Annotated in this window: 21 protein-coding genes and 1 pseudogene; 14 read left to right on the top strand and 8 right to left on the bottom strand. The window is 44.4% G+C overall.

The features are described from left to right. Positions 1 to 35 precede the first annotated feature (35 nt). Positions 36 to 3,485 carry a methylmalonyl-CoA mutase family protein gene (locus tag AC0J2F_RS03610; protein ID WP_473008809.1) on the top strand — a complete coding sequence of 1,150 codons (3,450 nt, stop codon included), beginning with the start codon at positions 36 to 38 and terminating at the stop codon, positions 3,483 to 3,485. Positions 3,486 to 3,492: 7 nt separating this feature from the next. Here AC0J2F_RS03610 and AC0J2F_RS03605 read toward each other — a convergent pair whose 3' ends face one another. Continuing rightward, entirely contained in the window at positions 3,493 to 3,876 is a 384-nt protein-coding gene (locus AC0J2F_RS03605) for a hypothetical protein (protein WP_374957579.1), read from the bottom strand. 130 nt (positions 3,877 to 4,006) lie between these two features. On the opposite strand from AC0J2F_RS03605, the gene AC0J2F_RS03600 reads away from it, so the two are divergent. After that, complete coding sequence (locus AC0J2F_RS03600) at positions 4,007 to 4,450, top strand: Lrp/AsnC family transcriptional regulator (protein WP_473008807.1); 444 nt, start codon at positions 4,007 to 4,009, stop codon at positions 4,448 to 4,450. Here AC0J2F_RS03600 and AC0J2F_RS03595 read toward each other — a convergent pair. The 4 genes from AC0J2F_RS03595 to AC0J2F_RS03580 all read right to left on the bottom strand — a co-directional run bounded on the left by AC0J2F_RS03595 (position 4,447) and on the right by AC0J2F_RS03580 (position 8,078). Next, entirely contained in the window at positions 4,447 to 5,193 is a 747-nt protein-coding gene (locus AC0J2F_RS03595) for a DJ-1/PfpI family protein (RefSeq protein ID WP_374959055.1), read from the bottom strand. The two genes, AC0J2F_RS03600 and AC0J2F_RS03595, sit on opposite strands and share 4 nt — an antisense overlap. A 16-nt stretch (positions 5,194 to 5,209) precedes the next feature. Then, a complete protein-coding gene (locus AC0J2F_RS03590) occupies positions 5,210 to 6,445 on the bottom strand; it encodes an MDR family MFS transporter (RefSeq protein WP_473008805.1) in 1,236 nt (411 codons plus the stop codon). Positions 6,446 to 6,636: 191 nt separating this feature from the next. Beyond that, on the bottom strand, positions 6,637 to 7,017 hold the full coding sequence (crcB, locus tag AC0J2F_RS03585; RefSeq protein ID WP_473008803.1) for a fluoride efflux transporter CrcB: 381 nt from the start codon (positions 7,015 to 7,017) through the stop codon (positions 6,637 to 6,639). Beyond that, entirely contained in the window at positions 7,017 to 8,078 is a 1,062-nt protein-coding gene (locus tag AC0J2F_RS03580) for an SRPBCC family protein (protein ID WP_473008801.1), read from the bottom strand. The genes crcB and AC0J2F_RS03580 overlap by 1 nt, the downstream gene beginning before the upstream one ends. Before the next feature lie 86 nt (positions 8,079 to 8,164). On the opposite strand from AC0J2F_RS03580, the gene AC0J2F_RS03575 reads away from it, so the two are divergent. After that, on the top strand, positions 8,165 to 10,192 hold the full coding sequence (locus AC0J2F_RS03575) for a dipeptidyl-peptidase 3 family protein (protein ID WP_473008800.1): 2,028 nt from the start codon (positions 8,165 to 8,167) through the stop codon (positions 10,190 to 10,192). Positions 10,193 to 10,265: 73 nt separating this feature from the next. Here AC0J2F_RS03575 and AC0J2F_RS03570 read toward each other — a convergent pair whose 3' ends face one another. Beyond that, a complete protein-coding gene (locus tag AC0J2F_RS03570; RefSeq protein ID WP_473008798.1) occupies positions 10,266 to 10,688 on the bottom strand; it encodes a hypothetical protein in 423 nt (140 codons plus the stop codon). A gap of 81 nt (positions 10,689 to 10,769) precedes the next feature. Beyond that, positions 10,770 to 10,886 (bottom strand): annotated as a pseudogene (locus AC0J2F_RS03565) (helix-turn-helix transcriptional regulator); the annotation flags it as partial. 503 nt (positions 10,887 to 11,389) lie between these two features. Between AC0J2F_RS03565 and AC0J2F_RS03560 the strand changes: the two are divergent. Next, the gene (locus AC0J2F_RS03560; RefSeq protein WP_473008796.1) at positions 11,390 to 11,776 is read left to right on the top strand and encodes a pyrophosphohydrolase domain-containing protein; all 387 of its coding nucleotides are present in this window, start codon (positions 11,390 to 11,392) and stop codon (positions 11,774 to 11,776) included. Here the strand turns inward: AC0J2F_RS03560 and AC0J2F_RS03555 are convergent. Continuing rightward, on the bottom strand, positions 11,773 to 12,843 hold the full coding sequence (locus AC0J2F_RS03555; RefSeq protein ID WP_374958865.1) for a branched-chain amino acid aminotransferase: 1,071 nt from the start codon (positions 12,841 to 12,843) through the stop codon (positions 11,773 to 11,775). The two genes, AC0J2F_RS03560 and AC0J2F_RS03555, sit on opposite strands and share 4 nt — an antisense overlap. 107 nt (positions 12,844 to 12,950) lie before the next feature. Here AC0J2F_RS03555 and AC0J2F_RS03550 point away from each other — a divergent pair, with 107 nt between their 5' ends. The 10 genes from AC0J2F_RS03550 (at position 12,951) to AC0J2F_RS03505 (ending at position 22,353) form a co-directional block, all read left to right on the top strand. Further along, entirely contained in the window at positions 12,951 to 13,493 is a 543-nt protein-coding gene (locus AC0J2F_RS03550) for a DUF4920 domain-containing protein (RefSeq protein WP_473008795.1), read from the top strand. Between the two features lie 3 nt (positions 13,494 to 13,496). Continuing rightward, positions 13,497 to 14,165, top strand: a complete 669-nt coding sequence (mnmC2, locus tag AC0J2F_RS03545; RefSeq protein ID WP_473008793.1) for a tRNA (5-methylaminomethyl-2-thiouridine)(34)-methyltransferase MnmC2 — start codon at positions 13,497 to 13,499, stop codon at positions 14,163 to 14,165. Between the two features lie 54 nt (positions 14,166 to 14,219). Then, positions 14,220 to 15,122, top strand: coding sequence for a TIGR01777 family oxidoreductase (locus tag AC0J2F_RS03540; RefSeq protein ID WP_473008791.1), 903 nt, complete (start codon positions 14,220 to 14,222; stop codon positions 15,120 to 15,122). Between the two features lie 93 nt (positions 15,123 to 15,215). After that, on the top strand, positions 15,216 to 15,776 hold the full coding sequence (locus tag AC0J2F_RS03535) for a nucleotide exchange factor GrpE (RefSeq protein ID WP_473008789.1): 561 nt from the start codon (positions 15,216 to 15,218) through the stop codon (positions 15,774 to 15,776). A gap of 8 nt (positions 15,777 to 15,784) precedes the next feature. After that, positions 15,785 to 16,906 carry a molecular chaperone DnaJ gene (gene dnaJ / locus AC0J2F_RS03530; RefSeq protein ID WP_473008787.1) on the top strand — a complete coding sequence of 374 codons (1,122 nt, stop codon included), beginning with the start codon at positions 15,785 to 15,787 and terminating at the stop codon, positions 16,904 to 16,906. A gap of 237 nt (positions 16,907 to 17,143) precedes the next feature. Then, positions 17,144 to 18,070: an ABC transporter ATP-binding protein gene (locus AC0J2F_RS03525; protein WP_473008786.1), complete on the top strand. Its 927-nt coding sequence runs from the start codon at positions 17,144 to 17,146 to the stop codon at positions 18,068 to 18,070. A 1-nt stretch (position 18,071) separates the two neighbouring features. Next, complete coding sequence (locus AC0J2F_RS03520) at positions 18,072 to 19,385, top strand: ABC transporter permease (RefSeq protein WP_473008784.1); 1,314 nt, start codon at positions 18,072 to 18,074, stop codon at positions 19,383 to 19,385. Continuing rightward, positions 19,370 to 20,308 (top strand): mechanosensitive ion channel family protein, encoded by a 939-nt coding sequence (locus AC0J2F_RS03515; protein ID WP_473008782.1) that lies wholly within the window; start codon positions 19,370 to 19,372, stop codon positions 20,306 to 20,308. Before AC0J2F_RS03520 ends, AC0J2F_RS03515 begins: the two co-directional genes overlap by 16 nt. Further along, positions 20,301 to 21,188: a DUF6268 family outer membrane beta-barrel protein gene (locus tag AC0J2F_RS03510; protein WP_473008781.1), complete on the top strand. Its 888-nt coding sequence runs from the start codon at positions 20,301 to 20,303 to the stop codon at positions 21,186 to 21,188. Before AC0J2F_RS03515 ends, AC0J2F_RS03510 begins: the two co-directional genes overlap by 8 nt. Before the next feature lies 1 nt (position 21,189). Next, entirely contained in the window at positions 21,190 to 22,353 is a 1,164-nt protein-coding gene (locus tag AC0J2F_RS03505) for a sigma-54-dependent transcriptional regulator (RefSeq protein ID WP_473008779.1), read from the top strand. Positions 22,354 to 22,361 lie beyond the last annotated feature (8 nt).

Here is a 22,361-nt window from a genome sequence, read left to right as displayed (position 1 = left end):
ATAATTAACTTTGCGCCAAAATTAGGACAATTACCATGCAGCAAGCCGCTCCATATAAACCCAAGAATAAAGTACGAATTGTAACTGCAGCCTCACTCTTTGATGGTCACGACGCAGCGATCAATATCATGCGACGCATTATCCAAGCCACAGGAGTAGAAGTGATCCACTTAGGCCACGACCGCTCTGTAGAAGAAGTAGTAAATACGGCCATACAAGAAGATGCCAATGCCATCGCCATGACCTCGTATCAAGGTGGGCATAACGAGTACTTTAAATATATGTACGATCTCTTACAAGAGCGCGGAGCAGGGCACATCAAGATCTTTGGAGGCGGAGGCGGTGTAATCTTGCCAGAAGAGATCAAGGAGCTTATGGACTACGGAATCACGCGGATTTATTCTCCGGACGATGGTCGAGAAATGGGCTTGCAAGGTATGATCAACGACCTGGTGCAACAAGCAGATTTCCCTATTGGGGATTCGCTAAACGGCGAAGTGACCCGTTTGGAATCCAGAGAAACAGGTGCTATTGCCCGCATTATCTCTGCAGCAGAGAACTTCCCAGAGGTTGCCAAAGAGACCTTAGATACCATCCACCAGAAAAACGCAAAGACAACAACGCCTGTTTTAGGTATTACGGGTACAGGTGGTGCTGGTAAATCGAGTTTGGTCGATGAGCTAGTACGACGCTTTTTGATCGATTTTCCGGAAAAGACCGTGGGTCTTATTTCTGTGGATCCTTCTAAGCGTAAAACAGGAGGAGCCCTTTTAGGTGATCGAATCCGCATGAATGCCATTAATTCTCCACGCGTATATATGCGTTCCTTGGCGACTCGACAGAGCAACTTGGCTTTGAGTAAATATGTCAACGAAGCGGTGGAGGTTTTAAAGGCTGCGGAGTTTGACTTGATCATTTTAGAGACCTCTGGAATTGGTCAAAGCGATACAGAAATACTTGAGCACTCTGACATTTCGCTCTATGTGATGACTCCAGAGTTCGGAGCCGCAACCCAGCTGGAAAAGATAGACATGCTCGACTTTGCCGATCTGGTGGCAATTAATAAGTTCGACAAGCGCGGTGCATTGGATGCGCTTCGCGATGTGAAAAAACAATATATGCGTAACCACAATCTGTGGGATACGCCACAAGAGCAATTGCCTGTCTACGGTACCATAGCCTCTCAGTTCAACGATCCAGGGATGAACACCTTGTATCGTAAAGTAATGGATACTTTGGTTGCCAAAACAGGGGCCGATCTTAAGAGTTCTTACGAAGTTACGGACGCCATGAGTGAGAAGATCTATGTGATCCCGCCTGCGCGAACACGTTACTTATCTGAGATCGCAGAGAACAACAGAGCTTATGATGAACGTGCGGACCAGCAAGTAAGCACAGCTCAACAACTCTTTGGTATTTACAAGACCATATGTTCGGTGCTCAATATAGACTCCGAAGCGCGTTTCAAAGACGTACTGTCTAAAGGTGGGCTGAATGAAGATTATCTTACCGAAACCGTATCCGCAGAAAATGAGACCTTCTTATCGCTACTGCGCAAAGAGTTCGATCGGGTTAAGATGAATTTGGACCCTTATAACTGGGAACTGCTGTTGCAATGGTCAGATAAGGTAGCTCGTTATAAAGATCCTATTTATCGCTTTAAGGTTCGGGACAAGGAAATTCAAATAGAGACGCATACCAAATCGCTTTCGCATTCAGATATCCCGAAAGTGGCTTTGCCTAAGTACACTGCCTGGGGTGAGATCTTGGAATATGCCTTGCAAGAGAATGTTCCAGGGGAGTTCCCTTATACTGCCGGATTGTATCCCTTTAAGCGCACGGGAGAGGATCCGACGCGTATGTTTGCAGGAGAAGGAGGGCCAGAACGTACCAACAGACGTTTTCACTATGTTTCCCAGGGGATGCCTGCCAAGCGCCTTTCTACAGCCTTTGATTCGGTTACCTTATACGGAAATGACCCAGGGCACCGTCCAGACATTTACGGAAAGATCGGAAACTCCGGGGTTTCTATTTGTTGTTTAGACGATGCTAAAAAGCTTTACAGCGGATTCGACTTAAGCGACCCGATGACCTCCGTTAGTATGACCATAAACGGACCAGCGCCTATGTTGCTCGGTTTCTTTATGAACGCTGCTATAGATCAGAACTGCGAGAAGTACATCAAGGCCGAAGGTCTGGAAGCAGAAATTGATAAAAAGATCAATACGATCTACAATGCCAAAGGGCAGCAGCGTCCGGTATATCGCGGTGATTTGCCAGAAGGCAATGACGGACTTGGACTCATGCTTTTAGGTGTTACCGGAGACGAAGTCTTACCTAAAGACGTTTACCAGCGCATTAAGGCAGAGACCTTGCAGCAAGTGCGCGGTACAGTGCAGGCCGATATTCTAAAAGAAGATCAGGCTCAGAATACCTGTATTTTCTCTACCGAGTTTGCCCTGCGACTTATGGGAGATGTGCAAGAATACTTTATAAATCATAAAGTGCGTAACTTCTATTCTGTCTCTATTTCGGGTTACCATATTGCAGAAGCTGGAGCCAACCCTATCACGCAATTGGCCTTGACCTTGGCCAATGGCTTCACCTATGTGGAGTATTATTTGAGCCGAGGTATGGATATCAATAAGTTCGGGCCCAACCTTTCGTTTTTCTTTAGCAATGGGATCGATCCTGAATACGCAGTGATAGGCCGTGTAGCAAGAAGAATTTGGGCTAAGGCGTTGAAACATAAATACGGTGCCAACCCGAGAGCACAGATGCTCAAATATCACATTCAGACCTCAGGACGCAGCTTGCATGCCCAAGAGATCGATTTTAACGATATTAGAACGACACTACAGGCCTTGTATGCGATCTACGACAACTGTAACTCGCTACACACCAACGCCTACGATGAAGCCATTACAACACCAACAGAAGAAAGTGTGCGTCGTGCAATGGCTATCCAACTTATCATCAATAAAGAATTGGGCCTAGCTAAGAATGAGAATCCGATACAAGGGGCTTATATCATTCAAGAGTTGACCAGCTTGGTTGAGGAGGCTGTGTTGGCAGAATTTGATCGCATTACCGAAAGAGGTGGTGTCTTGGGTGCTATGGAAACCATGTATCAGCGTTCTAAGATCCAAGAGGAAAGTTTGTATTACGAGACTTTAAAGCACAATGGCGAGTTCCCTATCATTGGGGTGAATACCTTTTTGAGTAAGAAGGGATCTCCTACGGTGCTTCCTGCAGAGGTGATTCGCGCCACAGAAGAGGAGAAGCAGCAGCAGATCGATACTCTGGAGTCACTACACGCCCGACACGAAGATATCTCCGAAACATTGATCGCTGAGCTGCAACAGGCTGCGGTGCAAAACCACAACATCTTTGAACAATTGATGGAAGTCTGTAAACGTTGCTCCTTAGGACAGATCACTCAAGCCCTTTTTGAGGTCGGCGGACAGTACAGAAGAAATATGTAATTGAGACTTACAGCGTAAGCATCCAGTTGCGTTGCAACTTCTTGAACTTGCGTAATTCCTTTCTTAAGATCGAGACGAATTCGGCTCCATTGCTGTTGCTTCGCTCTAAGCGTTGACAGTTGGTGTATAGCTTGTTTGTCAAGCGATTCAAGGAATCGGCATGCTGGTGTTTTTTGTCGCGTTCCTGTTGCTGTTCGGCCTTTAGGATCTCTGGCGCCAAACAAACAGACTGCTGTACAATGTCGCCTGTAAAGTAGATATGCGGATTCTCATTTCCGGACGGACTGAGTTCAGCAAGGTCATCGACCAAGTAGTCCGAAATTCTTCGGGATAAGGAGAAAATCTCCAAAGCCTTTTGATATATAGGCGATGAGGGAACTGTTGAATACATAGCAATTGTAATGATAGTTCATCAAAACACTCAAAGTTACTTAGATATTAGGGGAGTATTCTATAATATTTAAAGTTTTAATGTAATTTTGCTTAATAATTTTAATTTTATAGTGTAAAAAACTACTGAAATGAAGATGGACACCCTTAATTGGAAGATACTCAAGTGTTTGCAAGACAACGCCAGACAGTCTAATGCCGAGATCGGTAGGCAGGTAGGGATCACTTCTCCTGCCGTTGCAGAGCGGATCAGAAAAATGGAAGATGCGGGCATTATTAATGGTTATCACGCGAATCTTTCTTCTTTAGAAATGGGGTATCAACTCAAAGCGATAATTACGCTGAGAGCCTTTATGGGGAAACTCAAACCCTTTTTAGAAAAGGTAAAGACCTTTAATGAAGTTGTGAATTGTTATCGCATCACGGGAAATGAGAACATCGTGATGGAAGTGGTCTTAAAAAACCAATTGCATTTAGAGAGCTTTATAGATCAACTCATCATTTACGGTGAGACCAAGACACAGATAGTCTTGTCAAATGTGATCAAGAATGCGCCAATCCAAAAGTTGAATTAATCGACAATATTCACATGAGGAACCTCGTCTAGGTTCCAATCAATGACCAAACCTTGCGCCAAACGTCTGGCCACCTCTTTGCCGTAGAGCAACTCCGCAGTAAACAAGGCAGCTTCAAAACTCTTAGCACCTCCTGCTGAAGTGATAAAGCGGTTGTGGCGCACAAAAAGTACATCTTCACGCACGTCCAAGTTCGGGAACATTTCTTTGTATTTCTGAATGTCGGATGGAAAAGTAGTTGAAGCCAATCCATCTAAGAGCCCGGCTTTGGCCAGTACAAAAGCACCGTCACAATGCGAAGTGACAAACATGGCCTTGTCTGCTACTTCTTTGACCCAATTGAGCATGGCTGTATCTTCCAAGTCGCTATCCAAGTGATGTTCCGCACTCGGAATAACCAAGATATCGATCTTTGGGATCTCATCGCTTAGATAGTTGTAATCTGGAATGATACGAACGCCTTCAAAAGTGGTAATAGGATCGTCTGTATTGGCCACCGTGAACACATTCATCGCCTTAATGCTGTCGCGATAAATGGTGTGTTGAAATATATCAAATGGCGCCGTAAACTCCGTGTTATAAGTGCCGTCCATGATCAAGAACCCTACATTGTATCGCAGCGGATTTATAGGCGGAAAGGTCTTGGTTGTTTCCAGTTCTACGGTGCCTAAACTACCTGTTTGCTGCTGTTTACAACTGTTTAAACTCTGCAGTAAGACAAAAAAGATCAGCCAGTATTTCATCTGATTAAGAATTTTATTAAGCCTCTTTGTTCGATTGAATAAAGGTAACGGATTGCTTCCAAACCTTATGCATCCGATCGCAGATCAGGGCAATGATTATCAAACCAATTCCAAAGATGTTAAAGGTCATACCAAAGCCTAGTCTATCTGCCATGTTCATGCCGGTGTTGTGTCCAAAAACATGCGAAAAACTCCAGCTCATGCTGTACATGCCCATATAGCTGCCCTTGCGGCCTTGGGGCGACAGCTCTAGCGCTAAAGCATTGGAGAAAGGCGATTCTATCATTTCTCCTATGGTCATGAGTATCATCCCAACAATGAGAAGTCCAAAATGATGACCAATGTTGAGCACCAAGAAACTCGCTGCTAAGAATAAAGTACCAATCGCTACTAAACGCGCTTTCGAGATCTTACTGCGCTCCAACCAGCCAACCAGGGGCATTTCGGTAAGCACAATCATGGCGCCGTTTAAGAACAAGATCCACCCTATGACATCTTCGCTGAGGTTATAGATCTTTTCGTAGTAGATGGGCACCAAAGAAAAGTACTGTACAAATACTATGGCTATTAGCATCATTAGTAAAAAATAGATCAAAAACGGCCGGTTTCTCAAGGGAGGAGCCCCGTGTTTTATAATGGCCTTGCGCTCTGCTTTAGTGGGAGCTTTCACCGCTTTTAAACTCAGGAGCATTACCCCTGCCGCTATCATACAGCTTACACCATCTATCCAGAATATAGCGTTGTAACCTGCCGTTGCAATGATGATCCCACCAACGAGCGGCCCTATGGAAAAACCTAGGTTGATAGCTAGTCGAATCAAGGCAATTGCGCGTGTAACGGTTTGCGGGGTGCTGTAGACTTCCGCAGCAACGAACACGGCAGGTCGGTAGCCATCTACCAAAAACATCACAACAAATATGGCCGAGCAAACGCCGTAGAAACCAGAGGCCCACTGTAAGCTAATGAAGCCCAATCCACCTAGAACTAAACTCAAAACAACCACGTTGTAGTAACCAATAATATCTGTGATTCTCCCGCCAACATAAGTGCCCAAGACGGATCCTAAGCCGTAGCAGGTCATGATCCAACCTACTTGTACAAAGCTAAAATTCAGTTCTTTCATCAGATATAAGGACAAAAAGGGAATCACCATGGCGCCCGTTCTGTTTATCAAGGTCACCAAAGACAGCATCCAGATCTCTTTGGAGAGTCCTCTGAAATTTTCGAGATAGTTTTGATAGAGTGTTTTCACTTTTGACAAAAAAAAACGTCCAGGTTTTTCAACTGGACGCTCGTTATAGTAGGTTTAAATATCGCTCATTAATACACAGCCTCCGTTTGGTCATAAGACCAGTTCCCGTTTTTATATTGGACTGCGGTACAAAACATTTCGATTCTAATTTGATGTAAAGCTACAATATTTAATTCAATGGTAAACGGCTCTTAAGAATTTATTCCGATGCGACTCAGCCAGATTCCCACAGCCACGGCGAGGACCCCAACAAGCAAACTTCCAGCCATATAGACCACAAAAGCCGCCAATTGCCCGTTCTTTAAGAATTGTTGCCCTTCTAAGGCGTAGGTGGAAAAAGTGGTGAAGCCGCCGCAAAAACCTACTGTCCAAAGCCAAAGTTGGTTCTGATCCATCCAGCCATAACGATTGCTGGCTCCTAAAAGCAAGCCGATCAGCAAACATCCCAACATATTTACAGAAAAGGTTCCCCAAAAGCTAGATAGGTTCTGGTCTGCTGCCAATTTACCCACTAAATAGCGGCAGGCACTACCTAATCCTCCGCCTAAAAACACCAACAGTACTGCCTTCATTAATTGATAGTTTGCGTAGGCGTAACTATGGGTACATAGATCTCGGTGAGCCAATTGGCCGGATTGGGTTCTAGCCCAGGATCCGAGGCGTAGACCTCAAATTGAGGTTGCTCCGGATCTAAGGCTAGCGCTTTTTCCTCGATATAGGTGTAGGCCGCCTTATATGCGGCATCGAGATGGTCGTAATTGCCTTTTAGGGTGGTTTTCACAGCCGTTAGTGGCTCCATATAGCCGCAGAGCACTTTACTGTCTAATGCGGTATTGATCCGCTCTTTAACTGGAATGGCGGCAGAGAAGATCACCGTACCAGCCTCAGCATCCATCTGATGAAAAATGGTAAATGGCGCACCACTTTGTTGAATATTGTTGGATTGCATATAAGCCATTACTTCGCCGAGCATGGGGCCCATTTTAAGAGCGCGACCGGCTGTGGTTGCCGATTCGGTTACATACATATAATAACCGCCACCATATTCCACAATACCGTCAAAATTGACAGAGAATTTAGCCATCTGCGCTTGAATATAGTTTTCCATGTTTTCCAGACCTTTTTCATACATGGCCTTGGTGGCGTCTTCAAAAGAGCCGGGTTGGAAAGCCATGAATACCTTTTCGAGCAGACTCAATTCTCCCTTCATGCCCCAAGTTACTTTGGTGGTATTGTTGTCTCCAGGTTCAAAACGCCAATACACATCAGACGTGCTTGCTCCCAAAGGAGAGTTAAAGGTGATCTTTTGATCTATAGACTGCTGCTCCACCACAGCGACAGTTTGCATATTACCATTGCCAACTTCGGGCTGTTCACTTGTCCAAGAATAGGCAGCACCTATCCCTTGTATGGTGTCACTGTAGCTTAGCTGTATGTCAGGGTCGGTTTCCATCCATGGACCCCACTGTGCCCAGGTCTGGTAGTTGTCTGCAGTTTGGAAAGCCAAGGCCTGCGGAACCTGAAGATCTTTAGTTGCAGCTACGTCGAATTTACCATCTTGAGCACCAAAGTAAACCGCTCCGGCTACCAAAACGACCAAGATCAGCAAAAACAAATACTTTAAAAACTTCATACTTTATAGCTGTTGATGAGCCCCTAAGATATCAAATTCACAGGGATTATTTTGCTACATTTGCGCATATCTAAACAAACTAAATTATGAACATTAAATACCTTTTGGCGGGATTCTTTTTGAGTTTTACTCTTTGGTCTTGCCAGGAATCTGCCAATGATTCCAACGAGGATCTAGCAGCAAAGGCGGTAGAGCAGGAGTTCCAATATCAGATAGATCAGTTTGCAGATCTGAAGATCTTGCGCTACAAAATTGACGGCTGGGACGATTTGACCTTGAAAGAGCAAAAGCTGGTTTATTACCTAACTCAAGCTGGTCTGGCAGGACGTGATATCATGTGGGCACAGAACTACCGTCACAACTTGGCCATTCGCGCTGCTCTTGAGAACATTTATACTACCTATTCCGGAGATAAGAGCACAGACAACTGGAAGGCTTTTGAAGTTTACTTAAAGCGAGTGTGGTTCTCCAATGGGATCCACCACCATTATTCGAACGATAAATTACAGCCAGGTTTTGATGCGGCTTATTTAGAAGAATTGATGGCTGCAACCAATACTTCTTTAGAATCGGAGGCTTTTGAAGTGATCTTTAATGCTGCGGATGCTAAAAAGGTTAACCTGAGCAAGGATGCCGATATTGTATTGGAAAGTGCGATCAACTTTTACGGACCTGATGTGACCGAGGCAGAAGTAGAGGCATTTTACAGCGCTATCGAGGTAGATGCAGACGAACCTATCGAAGTGGGGCTCAATACGCGTCTGGTAAAAGAGAACGGACAACTCGTAGAACAAGTCTATAAAAGCGGTGGTATGTACGGTGCAGCCATTGACGAGATCATCAAGTGGTTGGAATTGGCTCAAGGAGTTGCAGAGAATGAGAATCAGGCCAAAGCTCTTGGCCTATTGATCGAGTACTACCAAACGGGTAGTCTGGACACTTGGGATGACTATGCAGTTGCTTGGGTAAACTCTACCGAAGGTAATATCGATTGGATCAACGGATTCATCGAGGTGTATAACGATCCAAAGGGATATAAAGGATCTTACGAGACCATCGTAGAGATCAAGGACTTTGATATGTCTAAGAAAATGGCTGTGCTTTCTAAAGAAGCCCAGTGGTTCGAAGACAATTCTCCACTGATGGACGAGCACAAAAAGGACAACGTTACAGGAGTTTCATATAAGACGGTGAACGTGGCAGGAGAGGCTGGAGATGCTTCCCCATCTACGCCAATTGGAGTTAACCTTCCGAACAACAACTGGATCCGTCAGAAGCACGGAAGTAAGTCGGTGTCTTTAGGTAATATCATTAATTCTTATGCCAATGCTGGAAGCACTGGCCGCTTAAAGGAATTCGCCTACGACTCATTGGAGATCGAATTGGAAACCGAGTACGGGCAGTTGGCAGATAAGTTACACACGGCTTTACACGAAGTAGTGGGGCATGCTTCTGGACAGATTAACCCAGGAGTTGGAACTCCGAAGGAAACCTTAAAAAGTTACAAATCGACCATAGAAGAAGGTCGAGCGGATCTTTTTGGACTGTACTATCTAATGGATCCAAAGCTACAAGAACTCGGCTTAGTAGAAGACTGGGAGAAAACAGGAATGGCTGCTTATGACGGCTATATCCGCAACGGATTGGTAAGCCAATTGGTACGCTTGGAACTTGGAGCTGATGTAGAAGAGGCGCATATGCGTAACCGCCAATGGGTGAGTGCTTGGGCTTATGAGCAAGGACAAGCGGACAATGTGATCGAGAAGATTGTAAAAGATGGTAAAACCTATTACAACATCAACGATTACCAAAAGCTACGAGAGATCTTTGGGCGTTTGCTTCGTGAGACGCAGCGAATTACTTCAGAAGGAGACTACGAAGCTGCCAAGGCCTTGGTAGAGGACTACGGCGTTAAAGTAGATCAAGACCTTCATAAAGAGGTTCTAGACCGCAACAGCAAGTTTAGTGCAGCACCTTATGGTGGTTTTGTGAATCCGGAGATCGTTCCTGTAATGGACGATAATGGGGAGATCACTGGTTTTGAAGTGGTGCAGTCAGAGAGTTTCGTTTCGCAAATGCTAGACTACGCAAAGCGTTATAGTTTCTTGAAGTAGGCTAAGAGAAATCTATAAAAAAACCTCCCGAACTTTATGGTGCTGGGAGGTTTTTTTATGTTTTAAAGTGTGGTTACTCTTTTCTGAGGATTCCTTCTGAGGTATAACCCCAATCGGTATTGGTGTCGTATTCGTCTTCGTTACTTACGTGACGCAGGTGATGCACAGAGATCCTATCGCTGTCTAACCAGGCAATAGAATACATTTGGGTTTCTGTCCAAACCCCGCCTTTGTTCATCCAAACAAAACTGATCTGCTCGCCGTAACCTTTGGACCAGATCACCTCGTTCATTTTGTATTTGGCGCGGTCTCCGTCTTCGTCGAGATAAACCGAGTAGACATTGTTGTCTTCTATGTACAGCGTTAGCTCGCTGTCGTCGCCATTTGAAGTGGTCAGGGTTCCAGACCAAATTCCGTCAAAGTCTCGGCTTTGGGCGTTGGTGTTTGCAGTGAAAAGGAAAAATCCTAAAAGGGTGAGGAGTGTTAGTTTGTACATGATGTTTGAATTTGATTTATACAATATTAAAAGATTCTATGAGGTGGTTTTATACCCCTTGATGGGTATAAATTCTATGAATTAGGTATCGAAGTTGTATTTGGTCTCAATGGCGTAACGCAGCAATTCTCCTTTGCCGGATAGCCCGAGTTTACGTATCATATTCTTGCGGTGCTTTTCTATGGTAGAGACCGAGTTAAAGCGGATCTCCGCGAGTGACCAGACTAGGTGTGTCTACTTTTTCCTCCTTGTTATTTTGATTTTTGCAAGCGACAAAACAAAACACGAGGCTTGCTAAAATAAATAGTCTGGTTTTCATTGTTTGCGGTTTTAGATTAATTCAAAGGTCAGGGAAAAGGCTGTGATGAAACCTACCCAATACCGGGTATAATTCGAAAAGTTAGGCTGCAAATGTTAAAATTCCAATTTGCAATCCTCAATATATTTGTTATAGGAGTGGCTTAATATTACAGGTTTAGTACCTGTTTAAGCCCTAGTAGTGCGAGTAGGAAAAGGATGAATCCCAACAAGATCCACTTAGCACCTTTGTACTGTTTTAGGTGTAGGTTTTTGTCTTTACGATAAGCCCATATCATGGCCGTAATAAAAGCAAGCACAAAAAAACTTATAAAAACGATACGCCCGGTCGTGAACATCTTTGTAGATTTATATCTGCAAAATTACAACTTAGAACCCACATTATGCAAGATAAAATTGCTGCCGTTCAGGCTTTTCACGATGCTTTTGGCCTTGACAGTCTTAAATCTCCTAAGGCCCACCTGGGCGAAGACAAACACTTGCTGCGCTATAAACTCATGCGCGAAGAGAACGAAGAGTATCTAGAAGCTGCAAACAACGGAGATCTCGTTGAGGTAGCCGATGCCTTGGGTGACATGCTTTATATACTTTGCGGAACCATCATAGAGCACGGTTTACAACACAAAATAGAAGAGGTCTTTGCAGAGATACAACGCAGTAATATGAGCAAACTGGGTGCCGACGGCAAACCCATCTATCGCGAAGATGGAAAGGTGCTTAAAGGGCCTAATTATTTTAAACCCAGTATAGAAGATATACTCAAGTCTTAGTTAACTGGATAGCGCCAACCGTAAGGGTCTTCGGCCAAATTGTGCTGAATCTGCATTAAGGCAGTTTTAAAGCGTTTGGCGTAACTGTCTTCTGCGGATGGGATCGCGTATTCTTCTCCCATATAGCTAAAGGCACTCACCGGACTGATCACAGCCGCAGTTCCAGCTCCGAAGATCTCTTTCAAGGTTCCGTCTTTGGCGGCTGCCACCAGTTCGTCCACTTCAACACGGCGAATCTGTACGTCAACTCCAGCATCTTTTGCAATTTGGATCACACTTTTACGAGTAATTCCATCTAAGATACGATCGTTGGTTGGTGCAGTTAGCAAGCTGTCGCCGATTCGAAAGAAAACGTTCATGGTTCCGGCTTCTTCCAAATACTTGTGCTCTTTAGAATCAGTCCAGATCACTTGTTGGTAACCCAAGTCCTTAGCCAGGTTGGTAGGGTAGAACTGAGCTCCATAATTTCCCGCTGCTTTGGCTGCACCCACACCACCATCTGCAGCACGACTGTAGTGTTCGGCTATTACCACTTTTACAGAACCCGAATAATAAGCCTGTGCAGGCGATAATATGATCATGAATTTATACTGATCAGAAGGAGAGGCAGACACTCCGTTCTGAGTAGCGATCACAAAAGGTCTTATGTAAAGAGAATTTCCCAATCCAGGTTTGATCCATGCATTGTCTAAACGCAGTAAGGTCTCTAATCCTTCGAAGAAAAATTCCTTTGGAAATTCCGGGATCGCCATTCGCTTAGACGATTTGTTGATGCGCTTAAAGTTCTCTTCTGGTCTAAAGAGAAATACCTTACCCGCTTCGTCCTTGTAAGCTTTCATTCCTTCAAAAACCGCTTGCCCGTAGTGAAACACTTTGGCTGCTGGCTCTATACTCAATGGTCCGTAAGGTCTGATCTTGGGATTTTGCCAACTCCCATCTATAAAATCACATTCGAACATATGATCGGTGAATGCGCGTCCAAAGACAAGGTTTTGAAAATCAACCTGATCGATTTTAGACTCAGAAACTTGGGTAATTTCTAGCGATTTAGAAGGTGTAAGCTGCATGTAAGGATCGTTTAAAGTGCAAAATTAGCCAAAAAAACCACCACATAAAATCTAAATAATTCATAAAATTGCAGTATATTATTTGCTTATCATTAAATCAAAAAACAATGCGAAATCTGTTTGTTGTAATCGCACTAGCTACTGCACTAGTTAGTTGTAAACAAGAAGTATCTAAAGAAGATGCTACCATTGCCGTAGAAGAGGTCAAACAAAGCTTTCAGACTTATGGAGCTCCCGTGGCAGTTTCCGAAGTAATGACACCAGAAGCCTTAGCGGAGTACACCAAGTCTCTTAAAGTAGGAGATACTGTCCCTGTTAAATTCTCTTCTAAGGTAAACGCCGTTTGCCAAAAGAAAGGTTGTTGGATGAAGGTTGACATCGCTGGAGAAGAGTCCATGGTGCGTTTTAAGGATTACGGTTTCTTTATGCCTTTAGATATAGCTGGCCAAGAAGCTATTATAGAAGGGGTGGCTTTTATTGAAGAGGTTAGTGTTGAAGATCTTAAACACTACGCAGAAGACGACGGTAAATCTCCAGAAGAGATTGCTGCCATCACCGAACCTAAAAAGTCTTTGGCCATTGTTTCTAGCGGAGTTTTATTACCAGAACAAGAAGCGGCCACAGCAAAAGATTCTAATCCTCAGGAATAATTCGTGAAAAGGGAACTGATCCAAACTGGCGACGGTTCCTGGACCATACAATTGCCCGATTGGGATGAACAATATCATTCCAAACATGGGGCCATTGCAGAGGCAAAACACGTATTTATACAAAATGGACTCCAGCACAGGCTTGCTTCGGGGTCCATTTCTAGTTTATCCATTTTGGAGTTTGGATTCGGAACCGGCCTCAATGCACTTTTAAGCTTGGGCTATGCCCGCCAGCAGCAGATCAAAATAGATTATACCGGCCTGGAGGCTTTTCCAGTGCAGCAAGCCGAATGGCAAGCCATGCATTATTCCGAGATGCTGTCTATGTCGCCGTCCGATTTTGAGGCCATGCACCAAGCCCCTTGGGAAGAACCTTTTACAATCGATCCGAAGTTTACACTCCTCAAAAGACAGATCACCTTTGAACAATTGACTGCGGTGCAAAAGTACGACCTTATCTACTTCGATGCCTTTGGTCCGCGGGTTCAACCGGAACTCTGGCAGCGGGAACTCTTATCAAAGACCTATGAGGCCCTTAAGCCAGGTGGGGTATGGGTCAGTTATTGCGCCAAAGGCGATGTGCGGAGAGATCTGCAGGCTCTGGGTTATACCGTAGAGCGTCTCGACGGCCCTCCCGGTAAAAGGCATATGCTCAGAGCCACAAAGCCTTAAGATAAGTTTCAGAAATAGAAAGTCTGCTTATGCGTATTTTTGCAAATAAAAAGCATGACGGTTTTAATCACTGGGGCAACGGGCCTAATAGGAACTCAACTCACTGCAGATCTGCACCAAGCGGGTTATATAGTTCATTTTCTCACCACCCGATCAGCTGCCTTAAAACAAGAAGATAATCACAAGGGTTTTCTTTGGAATCCAGATAAGAAAGAGATAGATCCTGAATGTATCGAAGGAGTTGACGCCATTGTTCATTTGGTCGGAGCTCCGATCTCTGAGCCCTGGACAAAAGCTTACCGTCAAGAGATCTTGGATTCTCGAATTCAGACTATGCGGCTATTAGAGGACACTCTGAAGAATAATCCGCACAAAGTGCAGCATTTTATAAGCGCTTCTGGTATTAGCATTTATCCAAACAGTTTAACAGCCAATTATAAAGAGTCTGACACTGCTGTTGCCAATAATTTCTTGGGAGAGGTTGTCGTCAAGTGGGAAGCTGCCGCGGATAGGTTCGAGGCTCTGGGAATAAAAGTGGCTAAACTGCGAACCGGGGTAGTATTAGATTCTGATCAAGGTGCATTACCACAAATTATTAAGCCAGTAAAATTAGGTGTAGGAGCGGCTTTGGGTAGTGGAGATCAGTGGTTTTCATGGATTCATCTACAAGACATCAGCGGGATTTATCTGCACTTGATACAGAATGCACTGACTGGGGTGTACAATGGCGTTGCCCCTACACCTGTTAGCAATAAAGAGCTCACATACAAAGTAGCGCAAACCTTGGGTAAAAAGATTATTCTACCAGCTGTGCCTGGCTTTGTTTTAAAGATTGCCATGGGCGAGCGCGCCAACTTGGTTTTAGAAGGACAACAGGTCAGTTCTGAAAAGATAGAGAAGTCCGGCTACACTTTTGCATATTCAGATATTGCGACGGCCTTGTCAAATTTGCTGTAGACAGACAATTTATTGGTGACATTTTGACATTTTTAAAACAATGGCAGTACTTTTGCACGCTGTAAGTCTACCTAAAAAACAAGCGTTTTTGCCATGAGCAAGAAAGACAAGAATAAAAACAACAGCAGCGACGAACTAGATCAATTACTAGATCAAGAGGTCGCTGTAGATCAGAAAGAGGAGCAAGTAGCTTCTAAAGAATCAGCATTGGAGCAAGCCCAGCGCGAACTGCAAGAAGAAAAAGACAAGTTCTTAAGACTCTTTGCGGAGTTCGAAAACTTTAAGAAGCGCACGAGCCGAGAGCGCATCGAGCTTTTTAAGACAGCAGGCGAAGAGGTAATGCAGTCCTTATTGCCTGTGTTGGACGATTTTGACCGCGCCTTGAAGGAGATTCAGCGTGCAGAGGACGACGGACTCTATGAAGGTGTGACCCTGATCCACAACAAGCTGAAAGAAACCCTTAAGAACAAAGGCCTACAAACCATTGAGATCGAAGCGGGAACTACTTTCGATGCAGATCTGCACGAGGCTGTTACCCAGATCCCTGCACCTACAGAGGACATGAAGGGCAAGATCATCGATGTGATTGAAAAAGGCTATACTTTGGGTGAGAAGATCATCAGATATCCAAAAGTGGTCATTGGGCAGCAATAATTAAGACAGTGAAAGAAGATTTTTACGAAATATTAGGCATAGACAAAAGCGCTTCGGCAGCAGAGATCAAAAAGGCCTATCGCAAAAAAGCCATTGAATATCACCCCGATAAGAATCCTGGCGATGCCAAAGCCGAGGAGATGTTCAAAAAGGCTGCAGAGGCTTATGAGGTCTTAAGCGATCCGCAAAAACGTCAGCAGTACGATCAGTTCGGACATCAAGCATTCCAAGGCGGAGGTTTTGGAGGCGCCGGAGGTGGGATGAATATGGATGACATATTCAGTCAGTTTGGAGACATTTTTGGCGGTGCTTTTGGCGGCGGCGGATTCGGTGGTTTCGGCGGATTTGGCGGAGGCGGTCGCCGACTTAAAGGAAGTGACCTGCGCATTCGAGTGAGTCTGACCCTAGAGGAGATCGCCTCAGGAGTGGAGAAGAAGATCAAGGTCAAGCGCAAAAAAATGGCTCAAGGAACTACTTTCTCTACCTGTAGTACCTGTAATGGTCAAGGTCAGGTAACCCGTATACAAAATACCATTTTGGGCCGTATGCAAACGGCTACTACCTGTTCTACTTGTGGCGGTAGCGGTCAGGTTATCGATAAAAAACCTGCCAACGCTGACGCTCAAGGAATGATAGCTACAGAAGAAACAGTATCTATCAAGATACCAGCTGGGGTAGAAGACGGCATGCAACTCAAAGTGAGTGGTAAAGGAAATGATGCGCCTGGTAATGGAATTCCGGGAGATCTTTTAGTGGCCATTACCGAGAAGCCACATGAGTTCTTGCAGCGCGAAGGAGATAATTTACATTACGACCTCTATATCAGTTTTTCTGAGGCTGCTTTAGGTACTTCTAAAGAGATAGAAACCGTGAGTGGAAAGGTGCGTATCAAGATCGAATCCGGAGTGCAAAGTGGAAAGATTTTGCGTTTGAGAGGCAAGGGAATTCCTAACCTAAACGGCTACGGAAAAGGCGATCTTCTGGTACACGTCAATGTATGGACACCGCGCACGCTTTCTAAGGAGCAAAAGGACTTCTTTGAGCGTATGAGTACCGATGAGCACTTCCAGCCAAAGCCCGAAAAGGAAGACAAATCCTTTTTCGAGAAGGTGAAAGACATGTTCTCTTAAGGGAACCGAGCTTATTAAAATTATTTTTATATATTTGACTATTACTAGATTCCTTTCTAGTGATAATTTTTCTTTTTCATAGCAATTTTTTTCCCATCCTTGATCACAGTCAAGGGTGGGTTTTATTTTTTAGGCCATTTTGAATTGTAACAAATCCAGGTTGATTTGTACTAACTTTGTTGTCTATGCGAGCTAACCGCCTGCTTGGACATAACTAAAAAAACTTCAACGTACCTTATGAATGATTTGCTAGTTGCAGACAGTGTAACCAAGAAATTTGGTGAATATACTGCCCTCAACCAGGTGTCTATCAGTGTGCCCAAGGGCAGCGTTTTTGGACTACTTGGACCCAACGGAGCCGGAAAAACTACCTTTATCCGTATCATTAATCAGATCACTATGCCCGACACCGGGAGCGTCATGTTAGATGGAGAACCGCTGCGCCCGGATCACATTAAAGACATAGGATATTTACCCGAAGAACGCGGGCTTTACAAATCCATGAAAGTGGGTGAGCAAGCACTGTACTTGGCCCAATTGAAAGGCTTAGACAAGACCGAAGCTAAGAAACGACTTCGCATGTGGTTCGAGCGCTTGGAGATTGGCGATTGGTGGAACAAAAAGATCCAAGAACTCTCTAAGGGAATGGCGCAAAAGATCCAATTTGTGGTTACGGTGCTACACGAACCTAAGCTCTTGATCTTTGACGAACCCTTTAGCGGTTTCGACCCGATCAATGCGACCCTTATTAAAGATGAGATCCTGCGTCTTCGCGACAATGGTGCGACCATTATCTTTTCTACCCACCGCATGGAATCCGTAGAAGAAATGTGTGATCATATTGCGCTGATCCATCAGTCCAACAAAATCTTAGACGGAAAACTCATCGACATTAAAAGAGCGAACAAAACCAACACCTTCGAGGTAGGGTTGATAACGCCTAATGACAAAGCAGTACTTCAGGAATTGGAGAGCAAATTTTCGGTTTCTCCTGCGCAATTCAAGAGCATCAATGACGAGCTGATGTGTAACATCAAACTGGGAGACAACGGATCTGCAAACGATCTTATCCAGTACCTGAGCACTAAAGGACAACTAACTCATTTTGTGGAGGTAGTTCCTAGTGCCAACGACATTTTTATTCAAACGATAAAAAACAGCTAAGATGAACCATCTTCCACTCATTATAAAACGCGAATACCTCAATAAGGTAAAGAACAAGAGCTTTATTGTCATGACCTTTTTAAGCCCGCTGATCATGGTGGCGCTGATCTTTGTGGTTGCCTATTTGTCGCAGCTAAATAACGAGAGCAGCAAAACCATCGCCATTTTAGACGAAACGGGCTTGTTCATTGACAAATTCGAGAACACAGAGAACACGAAATATGAGATCCTCACTGGGATAAGTCTGGACTCTGCTAAAGTAAAGGTAGAGCGCGCCGAGCAATACGGACTGCTCTACATTCCCAAGGTTGATTCTTACGAGCAAATGGCCGATCAAGTGACCTTTTATTCTGTGGATTCTCCATCGCTCTTACTGATCGATAGGATCGAGGACCGTATTGGTAGTTTGGCTACAGACTCCCGTTTGGCGGAAGCAGGTATGGACGCTGCTAAGATTAGAGACCTCCGCGTTCGCGTACGGACCAATTTGGAAACTTTTAAAGGCGAGGAGACCTCTAAAATGGGCTCCGTAGTAAAATTGGCCTTTGGAGGGATAGCCGGATACCTGCTGTTCATGTTCATTATCATTTATGGGAATATGATCATGCGATCCGTAATAGAAGAAAAGACCAGCCGTATCATAGAAGTGATCATCTCTTCGGTAAAGCCGATCCAGCTATTACTCGGAAAGATCTTTGGGACTTCCTTGGCAGGTATTACGCAATTTGCCGTTTGGGTGATCTTGCTTGGGGTATTTCTTTCGGTAGGTTCGGCGATGCTAGATATTGACCCGGCTCAGGCGCAATCCGCCCAAACAGAAATGGTGCAACAAATGCAAGACAATCCAGAAGCGCAAAGCGAAATGGTTGGCTTGGTCAACGAGATCAACTCCTTGCCTTTGCTGAACTTAGTAATCATGTTTATCTTGTTCTTCTTAGGTGGATATTTGATGTACGCCTCGCTCTATGCCGCCATTGGAGCTGCGGTAGACAACGAAACTGATACCCAGCAATTCATGCTGCCTATTCTCATGCCACTGATCTTGGCAGTATATGTTGGAGTTTTCACAGTGATCGAAAATCCACACGGGACAGTTTCTCAAGTGTTTTCATTCATTCCTTTAACCTCTCCAGTGGTTATGCTAATGCGTATACCATTTGGAGTCCCAATCTGGCAACAAATCATATCAGTAGTGATTTTATTTGCTACTTTTATAGGCACAGTATGGGTGGCCGCAAAAATATACCGTGTCGGTATCTTGATGTACGGTAAAAAGGCCAGTTATAAGGAATTGTTCAAATGGTTAAAATACTAGCGCTAATACAAGACGAAACTTTGGCCGAAGAGGCCTCAGAGATCGGTAAAAGTATATGGGCCTCTGTTCAGGATTTTCTGAATAGAGGCTTTCATTTTGGCGAAGGAGACAAACAGATCCACCTCACTATTGGACTGATGCTTACCTTGATTGCTGCCATTATGATCTCTGGCTTTGTGCTCAATTTGGTAAGAAAGTGGCTTACCCGTCGCATGGAAGAAGAGAACAGGTTGAAGTTCGTAAGTATCTTCAAGTTTCTCAAGTATCTGATCTATCTGCTGGTCATTTTGCTGACCATGAACGCGGCTGGAATCAACGTTACGGTCTTACTAACGGCCTCTGCAGCGCTATTCGTTGGTTTAGGTTTGGCCTTGCAAGAACTATTTCAAGACATTATTGGTGGGATCTTTATCATAGTAGACAAGTCCTTATTGGTGGGTGATATCATTGAGATCAATGGCAAGGTTGGCAAAGTTATAGAGATACGCTTGCGCACCACGCGCTGTATTACCAGAGACGATAAGGTGATCATAATTCCCAACCACAAATTTATTAGCGATACGGTCTACAACTACACGCAGAACCACAAAATGACGCGAGAAAGTGTCACCGTTGGGGTTGCTTATGGTAGTGATACTCGCTTGGTAGAGAAGTTGCTTTTGGAATGTGTTAAGAGCGAGCCCGGTATCTTGAAACGACCCATTCCTAGAGTGTTATTCGAGGATTTTGGCGACTCCGCCTTGGTTTTTAGCGTTTACTTTTATGTGACCGACAGTTTTACAGATCCACTCACTAAGAGTAATGTGCGTTTTAAGATCGATCAAGCCTTTAGAGATAACAACGTAAGTATTCCGTTCCCACAGCGCGATCTGCATATAAGAACCATGATACAACCGGAAACTCGAGGGAAGGCCGATGCGTAGTATTCTGCTCTTCTTTACTCTTGTTTTCTGCGGATGTTGTCTGGGACAGACCACAGATCTCATGCGTGTGGAATGGACACGAATTCCACAGGTAGATAGTGACAATTCCATTTCGAGATTCCGCTCTTTTATAAACTTTCCGATTCCTTTGTCTTGGGAGGGTAGTTATTTGATCCCCGGATTTGAATACCGCCACATTACCTTAGACATAGACGATCCGGTGCCTTATGACGCAAACGATGCCAAAACTTTTCAAGTGTTTAGAGCAACTATGGCCTATACCTTTAAGTTCGAGAACGATTGGCGTTTTGGTGCAAGAGCTGGAATAGAGTTGGCCTCAAATTTTGAGCGAGCTGATTTTTTAGGCCGCGATGTTCGTTTTAGCGGCGCTGCTTACCTGATCAGAGACCGCTCCGCAGAAGAAGTAGAAAAACCCAATCGCTGGGTTATCGGCTTGCAGTATTCGACCAACCAAGGGCGACCGTTTCCCTTACCGGTTATCAATTACTTCAGGCAGTTCCATCCGCAGTGGTCCTATTCAATAGGTACACCAAAAACTAACTTAAAACACAGTTTTAACGAAAAACACAGTGTGCAGGCATACGTTTCTTTAGACGGATTCTTTTCTAATCTGCAAAACAACAGAGTGGTGGCCAACCCAGACGGAACAACGGCCGTAGCCGATAATATTTCCATGACCCAGATAATCTCTGGACTGGGTTATGAATTCAATTTTGCAAAGAATTTTTACTTCTATGCCTATGCGGCATATACTTTGTACAACGAACTACGATTAAGAGATGAGAACCGCGATAATGTTTTCAATCTCAATGAAAATAATACCGGTTATTTCAGGACCGGAGTAAAATACAAGATTTGATATGGCGAATATATTGATCATAGAAGACGAGGCGGCTATCCGTAGAGTATTGACCAAAATACTTACCGAAGAAAGTGCGGATTACACCGTTAGCGAGGCAGAAGATGGCTTGTCCGGGATAGAGATGATTAAAAAAGAAGACTTTGACTTGGTCCTTTGCGACATTAAGATGCCTAAAATGGATGGAGTAGAAGTCTTGGAAGCTGCCAAAAAGCTCAAACCAGAAACTCCCATAGTGATGATCTCCGGGCACGGAGATCTGGATACGGCTGTAAATACAATGCGTTTAGGAGCATTCGATTATATCTCAAAACCACCAGACCTGAATAGACTACTTAATACAGTTCACATTGCCTTGGACAGAAAGGAACTCGTGGTAGAAAACACCCGACTTAAAAAGAAGGTGAGTAAGAACTACGAGATGATCGGGGAATCGGAACCTATTTCACATATCAAAGAGATGATAGAAAAGGTCGCTCCCACGGAGGCTCGTGTTTTAATCACAGGACCCAACGGAACAGGAAAAGAACTGGTAGCGCATTGGCTGCATCAAAAGAGCGATCGCTCCAAAGGTCCTATGATAGAGGTTAACTGCGCAGCTATCCCGAGTGAACTTATAGAAAGCGAGTTGTTCGGGCATGTAAAAGGGGCATTTACTTCTGCTAACAAGGACCGTGCAGGAAAATTCGAAGCCGCTAACGGTGGAACCATATTTTTGGACGAGGTAGGAGACATGAGTCTTTCTGCCCAAGCCAAGGTGCTGCGCGCCTTGCAAGAGAACAGGATCCAGCGCGTGGGCAACGATAAAGACATTAAGGTTGATGTCCGTGTTATCGCGGCGACCAACAAAGACCTAAAACACGAAATTGCAGAGGGTAATTTTAGAGAAGACTTATACCACAGACTTGCGGTGATTCTAATCAAGGTACCGGCCCTGAACGATCGCCGAGACGATATTCCATTGCTTTTGGATTACTTTACCAAAAAGATATCCGAAGAACAAGGAACGGCCCAGAAGAAGTTCCAAGATAAGGCTGTAAAGCTGCTTAAAGACTACGATTGGACGGGTAACATTCGCGAATTGCGCAATGTCGTGGAACGATTGATTATCTTAGGCGGAGAAACCATCAGCGAAGAAGACGTGCGTCTCTTTGCCAGTAAATAAAGCATCAG

The sequence above is a fragment of the Gilvibacter sp. CC01 genome, assembly GCF_055755295.1.
The sequence above is the reverse complement of the archived record's forward strand: the minus strand, read 5'-3'. Positions and strand labels throughout refer to the sequence as shown.